Source organism: Streptomyces viridochromogenes (assembly GCF_001270495.1).
In the GTDB taxonomy this organism is placed as follows: Bacteria; Actinomycetota; Actinomycetes; order Streptomycetales; family Streptomycetaceae; genus Streptomyces; species Streptomyces viridochromogenes_A.
The window spans coordinates 1-12479 of sequence record NZ_LGUR01000023.1; the positions used below are offsets into that span (position 1 = coordinate 1).

Here is a 12479-nt window from a genome sequence, read left to right on the forward strand (position 1 = left end):
GTCGACGGCCGGGGCTGGACGGTCGGGGGCCGGGGCTGGACGGTCAGGGGTCGAGGTCGAACGGTCGGGAATTGGGGTCGAACGGCCGGGAATCGGGGCCGGACAGCTGGGGATCGAGGGGGGACGGTGTGACTGGCGTGGACAGGTTCGGGAGTGGGGGCCACAGCCGCGGTGGGCCGCTGCTGCTCGGTGTGCGGCATCACGGTCCTGGGTCGGCGCGGGCCGTTCGGGCGGCGCTGGAAGTGGCCCGGCCGCGCACCGTGCTGATCGAAGGGCCGCCCGAGGCCGATGAACTGATCCCGCTCGCCTCCGACGAGGCCATGCGGCCGCCGGTCGCCCTCCTCGCACACGCCGTGGACGAGCCCGGTCGCTCGGCCTTCTGGCCGCTGGCCGAGTTCTCCCCGGAGTGGGTCGCGATCCGCTGGGCCCTGGAGCACCAGGTCCCGGCCCGCTTCATCGACCTGCCGGCCACGCACACCCTGGCGTGGGGCAAGGACACGGAGCTGGCGCCGGCCGGGACGGAAGCCGGCGAGCCCGAGGGTGAGCGGGCCGACGGGAAAGGCTCCGGCCCAGCCCCCAGCCCCGCCCCAGCCACGGGCGCCGACCCCTCGGACGGCGCCGCGGCCGCTGACGTCCGGGTCGATCCCCTCGCCGTTCTCGCCGAGGTCGCCGGTTACGACGATCCCGAGCGGTGGTGGGAGGACGCCGTCGAGCACCGAGGAATGGGGGACGGGGACGCGTTCGCGCCGTTTCTCGGGCTTGAGGAGGCCATGGGGGCGCTGCGGGAGGCATACGGGAGCGGGGGACATGAGAGGGATCTCGTGCGGGAGGCGTATATGCGACTCCAAGTGCGAGCCGCACAGCGGGAGTTCGGGGACGAAGTGGCCGTGGTGTGCGGGGCGTGGCATGTGCCCGCTCTGCGGCAGAAGACCACCGTGGCCGCCGACAAGGCACTGCTGAAGGGGCTGCCCAAGGTCAAGGCCGACATGACCTGGGTGCCGTGGACCTACCGTCGGCTCGCCCGGGCCAGCGGGTATGGGGCGGGGATCGACTCACCGGGCTGGTACGGGCACCTCTTCGGCGCGCGGGATCGGCCGGTCGAGCGGTGGATGACCAAGGTGGCCGGGCTGCTGCGGGACGAGGACCGGCTCGTGTCGTCGGCGCATGTCATCGAGGCGGTGCGGCTGGCAGAGACACTCGCGGCGATGCGCGGGCGCCCGTTGCCGGGGCTAGGTGAGACCACCGACGCGGTGCGGGCGGTGATGTGCGAGGGCTCGGACGTGCCGTTGGCCCTGGTGCAGGACCGGCTGGTCGTGGGCGACGTGCTGGGGGAGGTGCCGCGGTCGGCGCCGGCGGTGCCCCTGCAGCGGGATCTCGACCGGATCCAGCGTCGGCTGCGACTCAAACCGGAGGCGCTGGAGCGGGAGTTGGAACTCGACCTGCGCAAGGAGAACGACGCCGAGCGCAGCAGGCTGTTGCACCGGCTGCGGCTGCTGGGCGTCGAGTGGGGCGAGCCGGTCGCGTCGCGGGGCAGTACGGGGACGTTCCGGGAGACATGGCGGCTGCGGTGGGAGCCGGAGCTGTCCGTGCGGGTCGCCGAGGCCGGGGTGTGGGGGACCACCGTGTTCGGCGCGGCGACGGCCAAGGCGGAGGCGGACGCCGTCGCCGCGCAGAACCTCGCCGACGTCACCGCGCTGGCCGAGCGCTGCCTGCTGGCCGAACTGCCGGACGCGCTGCCCACGGTGATGCGGGTTCTCGCCGACCGGGCCGCCCTCGACGCCGACGTCGGCCATCTGGCCCAGGCCCTGCCCGCGCTGGTCCGCTCCCTGCGGTACGGCGATGTGCGCGGCACGGACACCGGAGCGCTCACGGAGGTCGCCGCGGGGCTCGCCGAGCGCATCTTCGTCGGCCTGCCCCCGGCCTGCGCCGCGCTGGACACGGACGCGGCCGAGGAGATGCGGCGCCATGTGAACGCGGTGCACGGAGCGGTGGGGCTGCTGGGCGATGCGGTGGCCTCGGTGCGGGGCGCGCGGGGCGAGGGTTCCGCTTCAGGTCCGTCGCAGGGCGCCGAGGGTTCCGCATCAGCTCAGGGTGCCCACGGCCAGGCCGCCGCCGTGGGACACGGCACCCAGGGCGAGGGTGCCCCGGCCGACCGCCGTACCCCGGGCAAGCCGCCCGCCCTCGGGCACGGCGACCTCCGCGCCCGCTGGCACACGGTGCTCCGGGTGCTGTCCGTGCGGGACACCGTGCCCGGCGTCATCAGGGGACGAGCCGTACGACTGCTGTTGGACGACGGGGAGTTGGGGCAGGACGAGGCGGCGCGGTTGATGGGTCTCGCTCTGTCGTCGGGGACGCCGCACGCGGACGCGGCCGCGTGGATCGAGGGGTTCGTCGGTGGTGGTTCCGGCGGCGGGATGCTGCTTGTGCACGACGAGCGGCTGCTCGGGTTGGTCGACGCGTGGCTTACGGGGGTGTCGGCGGAGGCGTTCACCGACGTGCTGCCCCTGCTGAGGCGGACCTTCTCGGCGTATGAGCCCGGGGTGCGGCGGACCTTGGGCGAGCTGGTCCGGCGCGGACCGGGGAAGCGGAGCGGTACGGCGGGTGCCGGATCCGGCATACCCGGATTCGCCGCCGAGCTCGACGCCGCGCGGGCGGATGTGGTGTTGCCGGTGGTGCGCTTGCTGCTGGGGCTGGACCGGGTGGACGAGGACACCGAGAACGGCCGGAGAGGCATCGGTGAGAACGACCTTGTGGGGGCGACGGGATGACGACTGACACAGTGATGGAGCCGGGGGAGCGGGCCGGAGTGGTAGGCGCGGTCGGGCAACCGCACCACGGGTTCACGGCGCAGAGCCGGCCCACGACCACGACCGTGCCGGTGATCCCGCTGTGGGAGCGGCCTCGCGAGGGAGTGTGCCGATGACTACCCCCGACCGGGGCGCGGAGACGACCGGCTACCGCCGCGCACAGACGAGGGATCCGGATCCGGCCCAGGAGCGGCTACGGCGGTGGCGGATGGTGCTGGGCGGGGACAGCGCCGACGGCACCGGGTGTGCGCTGTCCGGGCGGGACGCCGCGATGGACGGGGCGCTCTCCGCTCTCTACGGCAAGGGGGACAAGGAACGGTCGGGGAAGGACCGTTCGGCGGGGCTCGGTGCGTCGGCGCCCTCCGTGGCGCGGTGGCTCGGGGACATTCGGACGTACTTCCCGTCGTCCGTCGTCCAGGTCATGCAGCGGGACGCCATCGACCGGCTCGGGCTGTCCACGCTGCTGCTGGAGCCGGAGATGCTGGAGGCCGTGGAGGCGGACGTGCATCTCGTCGGCACGTTGCTCTCGCTCAACAGGGCGATGCCGGAGACCACGAAGGAAACGGCACGGGCCGTCGTCCGCAAGGTCGTCGAGGACCTTGAGAAGCGGCTCGCCACCCGTACCCGGGCCACCCTCACCGGCGCCCTCGACCGCAGCGCCCGCATCAGCCGGCCACGCCACCACGACATCGACTGGAACCGCACGATCGCGGCCAACCTCAAGCACTACCTCCCGGAGTACCGGACGATCGTGCCCGAGCGGCTCATCGGGTACGGGCGGGCGTCGCAGTCCGTGAAGAAGGAAGTCGTCCTCTGCATCGACCAGTCGGGGTCGATGGCGGCGTCCGTGGTGTACGCGTCGGTGTTCGGGGCGGTGCTGGCGTCCATGCGGTCCATCAACACGCGGCTCGTCGTCTTCGACACCTCCGTCGTCGACCTCACCGACCAGCTGGAGGACCCGGTCGACGTGCTCTTCGGCACCCAGCTCGGCGGCGGCACGGACATCAACCGGGCGCTCGCGTACTGCCAGTCGCAGATCACCCGCCCTTCGGAGACGGTCGTCGTGCTGATCAGTGACCTCTATGAGGGAGGAATACGGAACGAGATGCTCAAGCGGGTCGCCGCGATGAAGGCGTCGGGGGTGCAGTTCGTGGCGTTGCTGGCGCTGTCGGACGAAGGGGCGCCCGCGTACGACCGGGACCACGCGGCCGCGCTCGCCGCGCTGGGCGCACCGGCCTTCGCCTGTACGCCCGACCTGTTCCCGGAGGTGATGGCGGCGGCCATCGAGAAGCGGCCCATTCCGGTACCGGACGCGGTGTGAGGAGGTGAAGGGCGAGGAATTACCGGTGATTTGTCGACCCGGTGACTACCGACTTCGGCCAGCAAAACGGACATGAGTGCCCATCGGTAGCGGGGGGCTTGCGCGACCGTGGGAGGGGCGTGCGAGGATCGACGCGCCTTGTCAGTGGCGTGCCGTGCGCCGCATATCCGTACCGCGGCCAGCTGACTCGTCGCTCGTCACGTGTACCTCTTCTTAGTTCCGCCGCACGGGAGGACCTGCCCCGTCTTGACCTGGCCAGCCACGTCGCCCGGTGCCGCTCTGCGCGTTCTGCGTATTGCGGCTGGGCGGCGTGCACTGCAACTGGTGCTGCTGCTGGGCGGTCTGTTCGCGATCGGGTTCCTCTGCGGAGGGCAGGCGTCTGCCGCGGATGGCGTGTCGGCAGCCCGGGTGTCAGCGGCCGAGGTTTCGGTGAACACCGCGTTGGCGTCGGCGCCTACGTCCTTCGCACCGTCAGCGTCCTCCGCGTCGTCACCGTCCTCCGGGCCCTCCGCCGCCGATCTGCGGTCGTCGAGGGAAGGTGCGATGCGGCGGCTGGGCGGCGTTCCGGCCGAGCCCGATGTGCGTGGCGGGTCGACCGTGCCCAACGAGCCGACGGCTCCGCGGGACGGCGAGGACCAGAGCCAGATCCAGGGCCAGGTCCTGCGCCCTGTGATCGAACACGTCACTCAGGCGGTCGGCACGCACGTGGTCCAGCATGTGGTCCAGCCGGTCGGAGACGTGATCGAGTCGGTGACCGGGGAACTCCCCGCGGCCCAGACGCCGACGTGGCCGAGCTGGCCGGGGACGGGACGCCCAGAATTCCCCGACTTCCCCACGTTCCCCGGCTCCCCCACGTTCCCGGAGTTCCCAGGCTTTCCCGGCACTGACCTTCCCGCCTTTCCCGAGCTGCCCGCCGTGCCCGGGCAGACGTTGCCGGCGCCCGTCACCTGGACTCCGCAGCCGGGGTTCGAGGCACCCGAGCCGGGTGCCGCACGGGATGACGAGGGGCGTACGGGTAAGGAAGCGGACGCGGACGTCGCGTACGGCCCGCGGTTCGTCGTCGGCACCGACGTCACCGCGTCCCATGCCCCGGCACCTCGTGGCGTGCACAGCGGCGCGCCGTCGGGCTACGCCCCCGTTCAGCAGGCGCCGGTCGAGCACCCGGGTGGTGTGCAGGGCAACCGTTCGGCGGGCGACAACAGCACGCCGAGGTACGGGGACGCGCACGCCGTCTCGCTGAATCCGAGGGCGCCGCTGCGGCTGGTGCCCGGCGCCGCCGCCCGCGTCGAGGCGGACGAGATCCAGGACAGGCACCGGGACATTCCGGTTTCCCCCGCTTAGGCCCGTAGGCCGACGTTCCCCGCCGTAGACCTGCCGCGCGGGGGCGGAAACAGGTCTGCCCGTCCGTCCGGACACCCCCGAATTCCCGGATGTCCCCCGACATCCCCCGGACGGAAGCCTCCTCAACCGTCCGAAGTCCCGGAGCTCTTCGCCTCTGCGATCCTCCGGGGGCCTTCGGAGCCCAAGATCTAGGGATCCGACGCACGTATGAACAAGAACATCCGCCGTTCGATCGTCATAGCCGCCGGCGTCACCGGCGCCTGGGCGCTCGGTTCGGCCGCCGCCAGCGCGGACGAGCTGTCCGCCTCCACCCTCTCCGTCCCGGACGCGACCACCGACGCGGCTGACGCTGCCGACAGCGCCGACGCCCCCGGTCTGCTCGGCGGGGTCACCGGAACCGTCAACGGCGTCGTCTCCGACGTGACCGACACCGTCTCCGGCGTCTCCGGCGTCACCGACGGCGCCGGCAGCACGGTCACCGACACGGCTACCAGCACGGCCACCGACACCGCCGACCAGGCCCGTCGCTACGTCGACGCCAAGGTCACGGTCCCCTCCGCCACCCAGGCCACCACCTCCACCACCTTCGGCACCTCCACCGTCTCCGGCTCCGCCAAGGTGAAGGGCGCCGCCCATGCCATCCAGGGCGCCAAGGCCGCCCGCGTGGACAAGGCGGCGGCGCAGGCCGCAGCCCAGGCCGACGCCGACGCCCCGCAGCTCCCCGGCACCGTCGACTACCTCTTCGGCCCCCTGGCCGCCTTCGCCCCCGAGCTGGAGCAGGCGCTCGCGGCCACCCAGACGAGGTTGCAGGGCACGCAGGCGGCGGCTCGTTCCCAGGCGCAGGGCGTCGAGGGCGTCGTACGGACGAAGGGGCAGTACGCCGTCGCGGGCGCGAGCCGTACCGCGGCGGGCGTACGGTCCGCCGGGCAGGCCACCGTCGCTTACGCCGACGACAGGGCCGCGGGCGCGGCGACGACCGCCGGGTCCACCGCCACCGCCAAGGCCACCGCCGTCAAGGCGGCCGCCGGGGCCTCCGTCTCCGCGGTCCCGGGGCATGTCACCGGCACCGTCGGCGGCGTCGAGCAGCGCGTCGTCGGCACGGTCAGCACGGTTCCCGGCACGGTCACCCCGGTCGTCGAGCAGACCGCCGACGCGGTCGTGCCGCCGATCGCCACCCAGGCCGTCAACGGCGTCGGGCCCGTCGCGGGGCACGCCGTCGAGGGCGTCGCCCCCGCCGCCGGACATGCCGTCGCCGGGGTCGTTCCCACCGCCGGCCACGCGGCTGCCGGGGTGACCCCGGTCGCCGTGAGCGCGGTCGACAGCGTCCAGTCGGTCGCCGGAGGTGCGGTGACCGGCGTGCGGCCGGTCGTCGGTCAGGCGGTGGACGGCGTCGTCCCGGTCGCCGGGGGTGCGGTGACCGGGGTCGCCCGGACCGCCGGGCACACGGTCGATGCCGCCACCGCACTGGCGTACGGCGTGGTCGCCGACGTCCAGCCGGTGGTCGGCCAGGCAGTCGCGGGCGTCCAGCCGGTCGTCGGCGGGGTCGTCCAGGGCGTGCAGCCGGTGGCCCACGGGGCGGTCGGTGACGCCCAGCACCTCGCCCACGGCACCGTCTCCGACGTCCGGCCCATCGCCTCCGGCGCGGTGGCCGACGTACAGCCCATCGCCTTCGGCGCCGTCGCAGACGTGCAGTCGGTCGTGCACGGCGTCGCCACGGACGTACCCCCGTACGCCACCGGTCTGGTCGGTCACGTCGCCGGAGATGGCACCGGTACCGTCCTGCCGCCGGTCGCCGGCACCGCCGTGCACGGCGTCGTGCCGGTTGCGGGGCAGGCCGTCGCGGACTCCGGTGCGCTGGCGTACGGCGTGGCCGGCGATGTCCAGCCGTTCGCGGGCGGGGTCGTCGGCGAGGTGGACCCGCTCGTGTACGGGGTGGCCGGGCAGGCCGCACCCTTCGCCGAAGGCGTCACCGGCGCCGTACAGCCTGTCGTGGACACGGTCCGGCCGGTCGTGCAGGGCGTCGGCGGCAGCGCCACGACCCTGGCGTACGGCGTGGTCGGCGAGGTCGACCCCTTCGCGCACCGGGTCGCCGGCCATGCCGTGCCCTTCGCCGAGGACCTGACCTGGACCGTCGAGGACTCGACCGGCCCGCTGGCCGGCAACGCCGTCAGCGGCATGCAGCAGGTCGCCTGGTCCGTCACGCCGGACTACGCGCAGGACCTCTATGACAACGGGGGCGCGTACCGCATCTGACGCACCACCCCCGACGTCGTACGACGCCCCCGGCGGAGCCCCGTACGACGCACCCCCCCGCCCCGGCGAGCGCGACCACCGTGCTTCTGCGCTTCTGCGCTTCTGCGCTTTGCGCTTCTGCGCACCGCGCTCCCGGGGCGACCGACCGACTCCGCGGGGCAGACGGACCCGGACGGCCGAAAACCGTCGGCTGGTCCGACCGGAGCACCGCGGACGGGCCGGGGTGATCCCCATTGGGGTGGGGAGCACCCCGGCCGGAGCCCACAGGGGCGGCCCATTCGTGCCCCTTCGGGCTGTTCAAGGGACCCCACCGGGTCAACCCCAACCCGGTGGGGTCCTTCCCCGGTGTGTGCCCGGCAGGTTCCCGTTTCCTCACAGTCGGCACGCCGTGCCAGAGATCTTTGCTGATCGCGGCATCATGTGACAGGTATCACCGCTCAGGTGTGACCCTCGATTTAGGGGCCCTCCGCAACCAGCGATAACCTGCGAGACGGACATGCCGCGCGCTCGGACACCGTGTGCGCCTCCCTTGTGACAGCGGACGTCACGTTGCCCTTCGCGGCACGCCCACGCATCCAACGAACCGCGAGATCACTGATAGGGACGGAAGCGCGTGGACCTGTTCGAGTACCAGGCGAGGGACCTCTTCGCCAAGCACGATGTACCGGTGCTGGCCGGTGAAGTCATCGACACGCCTGAGGCGGCCCGCGCAGCCACTGAGCGTCTCGGTGGCAAGTCCGTCGTCAAGGCCCAGGTGAAGGTCGGCGGCCGTGGCAAGGCCGGTGGCGTCAAGCTCGCCGCGAACGCGGACGAGGCCGTCGCCCGCGCGACGGACATCCTCGGCATGGACATCAAGGGCCACACGGTCCACAAGGTGATGATCGCCGAGACGGCCCCGGAGATCCTGGAGGAGTACTACGTCTCCTTCCTCCTCGACCGTGCCAACCGCACCTTCCTCTCCATCGCGTCCGTCGAGGGCGGCATGGAGATCGAGGAGGTGGCGGCCACCCGCCCGGAGGCCGTCGCCAAGATCGCGATCGACGCCATCGACGGCGTGGACGAGGCCAAGGCCCGCGAGATCGTCGAGGCCGCCAAGTTCCCGGCCGAGGTCGCGGACAAGGTCGTGAACGTCCTCGTCACGCTGTGGGACACCTTCATCAAGTCGGACGCCCTCCTCGTCGAGGTCAACCCGCTCGCGAAGGTCGCCTCCGGTGACGTCATCGCCCTGGACGGCAAGGTGTCGCTCGACGACAACGCCGAGTTCCGTCACGACTGGGACGAGCTGCACGACAAGGCCGCGGCCAACCCGCTCGAGGCCGCCGCCAAGGAGAAGAACCTCAACTACGTCAAGCTCGACGGTGAGGTCGGCATCATCGGCAACGGCGCGGGTCTCGTCATGAGCACCCTGGACGTCGTCGCGTACGCCGGTGAGAACCACGGCAACGTCAAGCCGGCCAACTTCCTGGACATCGGCGGTGGCGCCTCCGCCCAGGTCATGGCCAACGGTCTGGAGATCATCCTCGGCGACCCGGACGTCAAGTCCGTCTTCGTCAACGTCTTCGGTGGCATCACCGCCTGTGACGAGGTCGCCAACGGCATCGTCCAGGCCCTGAAGCTCCTTGAGGACCGTGGCGAAGAGGTCACCAAGCCGCTCGTCGTCCGCCTCGACGGCAACAACGCCGAGCTCGGCCGGCAGATCCTCACCGACGCCAACCACCCGCTGGTCCAGCGCGTCGACACCATGGACGGCGCGGCCGACAAGGCCGCCGAACTGGCTCACGCCGCCAAGTAAGCACTCAGGACGAGGACACAACACACCATGGCTATCTGGCTCAACAAGGACAGCAAGGTCATCGTCCAGGGCATGACGGGCGCCACCGGCATGAAGCACACCAAGCTCATGCTCGGTGACGGCACCAACGTCGTGGGCGGCGTGAACCCGCGCAAGGCGGGTCAGACCGTGGACTTCGACGGCACCGAGGTACCCGTCTTCGGGACGGTCGCCGAGGCCATCGAGAAGACCGGCGCCAACGTCTCCGTCATCTTCGTGCCGGAGAAGTTCACCAAGGACGCGGTCATCGAGGCCATCGACGCCGAGATCGCGCTGGCCGTCGTGATCACCGAGGGCATCGCGGTGCACGACTCCGCGAACTTCTGGGCGTACGCGGGCAAGAAGGGCAACAAGACCCGGATCATCGGCCCGAACTGCCCCGGCATCATCACCCCGGGTCAGTCGAACGTCGGCATCATCCCGGGCGACATCACCAAGCCGGGCCGTATCGGCCTGGTCTCGAAGTCCGGCACGCTGACGTACCAGATGATGTACGAGCTGCGTGACATCGGCTTCTCGACCGCCGTCGGCATCGGTGGCGACCCGATCATCGGCACCACGCACATCGACGCGCTCGCCGCGTTCGAGGCCGACCCCGAGACCGACCTGATCGTCATGATCGGCGAGATCGGTGGCGACGCCGAGGAGCGGGCCGCGGACTTCATCGCGAAGAACGTGACCAAGCCGGTCGTCGGCTACGTCGCGGGCTTCACCGCGCCCGAGGGCAAGACCATGGGCCACGCCGGCGCCATCGTCTCCGGTTCGTCCGGCACCGCCCAGGCGAAGAAGGAGGCCCTGGAGGCCGCGGGTGTCAAGGTCGGCAAGACGCCGACGGAGACCGCGAAGCTCGCCCGCGAGATCCTGGGCGGCTGAAGGTAGTCACGCCACTCGGCTGACGTTGGTGGGCCCGTTCCCCGGGGTGGGGGCGGGCCCACCGGCGTTCACTCCACGTGCGGCGCCAGCCGTTCCGGGCCGTTCTGCAGCTCCCCGCGCAGCTTCGCCCTCAGCTTCAGCTCTTTGTCCGACAGGGGCCCCGGCGCCACCCTGGGCGGCACTCCCCGCACCGTCGCCCCCGGCGGCACCGGTGGCTCGTACTGGGTCGGAGCCGTCCGCAGCGTGAGCGCCGTCGTGCCGATGAGGGCGACCGTGAACGCGATCGCCGCCCGGGTCCAGAACCGGGCCCGGCGTTCGCTGCCGTCGCGCACCATCGTCGGCTTGGCCGCGCGCAGGCGCTCCGTGACGGCCAGTTCGGCCAGGCGGTGGTGGAGTTCGGCGGGGTCGGACAGACCCGGGAGGCGGTCGGCGATCGCGGCGCGGGCGTGCAGGAGGCGGTTCGCCGCCGCAGGTGTGGTCGCCTCCGTCTCCGCCGCCGTCTCGGGCAGGTCGAGGCCCACCCCGTCGTAGAGAAGCAGTGTGCGGCGCTGGGGCGGCGGGAGTTTGAGGAGTACGTCCAGCAGGGCGCGGTCGGACGCGTCGGAGGGCGGGGGTTCGGGATGCCGGTAGCGGGGGCGGAGCCGGTGCCAGGGGGAGAGGGCGAAGTCGTATGCCGTCGCCCGCACCCAGCCCGCCGGATCCCGGTCGCGGGCCACCTCGGGCCAACGCTGCCAGGCGAGTTGGAAGGCCCGCTCGACCGATTCGCGGGCGAGTTCGCGGCGCCCGGTGAGCAGATAGGTCTGCCGTACGAGGGCGGGGGCGCAGAAGGCGTAGAGCGCGTCGAAGGCCTGGGCGGGGGTGAGGGGGAGCTCGGGCCGGGGGCCGGGGGCCGGCGGCGGCTCCTCGGCGCGGATGGCTGCCGGATCCTCGGTGGCGAGGGCCGCCGGATGTTCGGGGGTGACGGCTGCCGGTCCGGCGGGCCGGGTGTTCCTGGCGGCGCCACCCTGATGCCCCGTCACCTCGGGCTTCGCTACGGCTTCCTGATCCCCCGCCCGCTCCTGCTCCCGCTCCTGCTCCCGCTCCGCGAGCAACGTGAGCAGTCGCGCGTACGCCTCCCTCCTCCCGCCGCGCGGAGTCGTACGGCCGCTCTCCCACGCGCGTACCGTCTCGCTGCTGACGCCCACCCGTACCGCGACCTGAGCCTGCGTCAATGAACAGGCCTCGCGCAGGCGTCGGCGCTCCTGGGGCGACGGAAGCGGGCTTGCAGGGCTCTGCGTCACAGTACGCCCCTTCGGTGGAAAAGGTACATAAACATATATTGGGCGACACATCGGAGGTTCGCCTGTTACGACGGGAAAGCGCGTGTCGTTGGGACCATGGCGGACGTGATCGAGATGACCGCCCGCCGAACGCCCCTGTCGTCCCTGCTCACTCGGATCCGCTATCGAACGCCCGGGCTGGGCGCCAGCCTGCTGAACGGCGCGGTGGCGGCGGGGTTGGGGCTCGGTGCGCTCGCCGTGCTGGTGATCGTGCTGTGGATCAGTTCGCCCTACCCGGACAGCGGGCCGGGAGGAGCGCTCCAGGTCGCCGCCGTGCTGTGGTTGTTGGCGCACGGCGCCGAACTGGTCCGCGCCGACACCCTCTCCGGCGTCCCCGCGCCGGTCGGGGTCACGCCGTTGCTGCTGCTCATGCTGCCGGTGTGGCTGGTGCACCGGGCGGCGCGGGACGCGGCGGCGGACGGCGGTGACGGGGCGCCCCTGGTGTCGGGGCCGACGGCGTGGACCGGAGTCGTCCTCGGGTACCTCGGGGTCGGGGCGGGCGCGGCGGTGTACGCGACCGGGGGTGAACTGCGGCCGGAGTGGTTCTGGACCGCGGTGTGCGTACCCCTGGTCGTGATGGGGGCGGCAGGCGTCGGCGTGTGGACGGCGTGCGAGCTGCGGCCGGAGGCGGCGGACGGGCTGCTGGGCGCGATGCCGATGCGGGGGCGCCGACCGGCGCCCGGGGCCGAGTCGCCCGCCCGGCTCGCGGCGGCCGCCCGGGCGGCGGGGGCGGG

Annotated in this window: 8 protein-coding genes; 7 read left to right on the top strand and 1 reads right to left on the bottom strand. The window is 72.4% G+C overall.

Going from position 1 to position 12479, the window contains the following annotated elements:
- Window positions 1-128: 128 nt before the first annotated feature.
- The 6 genes from ADK36_RS04935 (at window position 129) to sucD (ending at window position 10426) form a co-directional block, all read left to right on the top strand.
- Window positions 129-2768 (top strand): DUF5682 family protein, encoded by a 2640-nt coding sequence (locus ADK36_RS04935; protein WP_053196498.1) that lies wholly within the window; start codon window positions 129-131, stop codon window positions 2766-2768.
- 247 nt (window positions 2769-3015) lie between these two features.
- Entirely contained in the window at window positions 3016-4128 is a 1113-nt protein-coding gene (locus ADK36_RS04940; RefSeq protein WP_048587328.1) for a VWA domain-containing protein, read from the top strand.
- A 543-nt stretch (window positions 4129-4671) separates the two neighbouring features.
- Window positions 4672-5469 carry a hypothetical protein gene (locus tag ADK36_RS04945; protein WP_053196500.1) on the top strand — a complete coding sequence of 266 codons (798 nt, stop codon included), beginning with the start codon at window positions 4672-4674 and terminating at the stop codon, window positions 5467-5469.
- 207 nt (window positions 5470-5676) lie between these two features.
- On the top strand, window positions 5677-7722 hold the full coding sequence (locus ADK36_RS49400; RefSeq protein ID WP_053196502.1) for a hypothetical protein: 2046 nt from the start codon (window positions 5677-5679) through the stop codon (window positions 7720-7722).
- Between the two features lie 613 nt (window positions 7723-8335).
- Window positions 8336-9514, top strand: a complete 1179-nt coding sequence (sucC, locus tag ADK36_RS04955; protein ID WP_048587331.1) for an ADP-forming succinate--CoA ligase subunit beta — start codon at window positions 8336-8338, stop codon at window positions 9512-9514.
- Between the two features lie 27 nt (window positions 9515-9541).
- Entirely contained in the window at window positions 9542-10426 is an 885-nt protein-coding gene (sucD, locus tag ADK36_RS04960) for a succinate--CoA ligase subunit alpha (protein WP_048587332.1), read from the top strand.
- 68 nt (window positions 10427-10494) lie between these two features.
- Here sucD and ADK36_RS04965 read toward each other — a convergent pair whose 3' ends face one another.
- Window positions 10495-11706 carry a sigma factor-like helix-turn-helix DNA-binding protein gene (locus ADK36_RS04965; RefSeq protein WP_053196503.1) on the bottom strand — a complete coding sequence of 404 codons (1212 nt, stop codon included), beginning with the start codon at window positions 11704-11706 and terminating at the stop codon, window positions 10495-10497.
- Between the two features lie 96 nt (window positions 11707-11802).
- On the opposite strand from ADK36_RS04965, the gene ADK36_RS04970 reads away from it, so the two are divergent.
- A partial coding sequence (locus ADK36_RS04970; protein ID WP_234329674.1) for a DUF6350 family protein occupies window positions 11803-12479 on the top strand: 677 nt, incomplete at its 3' end.

Excerpts from the sequence above, each read along its gene's own strand:
- ADK36_RS04945 (WP_053196500.1), top strand. The coding sequence starts at position 4,672 with ATGCGGCGGCTGGGCGGCGTTCCGGCCGAGCCCGATGTGCGTGGCGGG.
- sucD (WP_048587332.1), top strand. The coding sequence starts at position 9,542 with ATGGCTATCTGGCTCAACAAGGACAGCAAGGTCATCGTCCAGGGCATG.
- ADK36_RS49400 (WP_053196502.1), top strand. The coding sequence starts at position 5,677 with ATGAACAAGAACATCCGCCGTTCGATCGTCATAGCCGCCGGCGTCACC.
- ADK36_RS04940 (WP_048587328.1), top strand. The coding sequence starts at position 3,016 with ATGGTGCTGGGCGGGGACAGCGCCGACGGCACCGGGTGTGCGCTGTCC.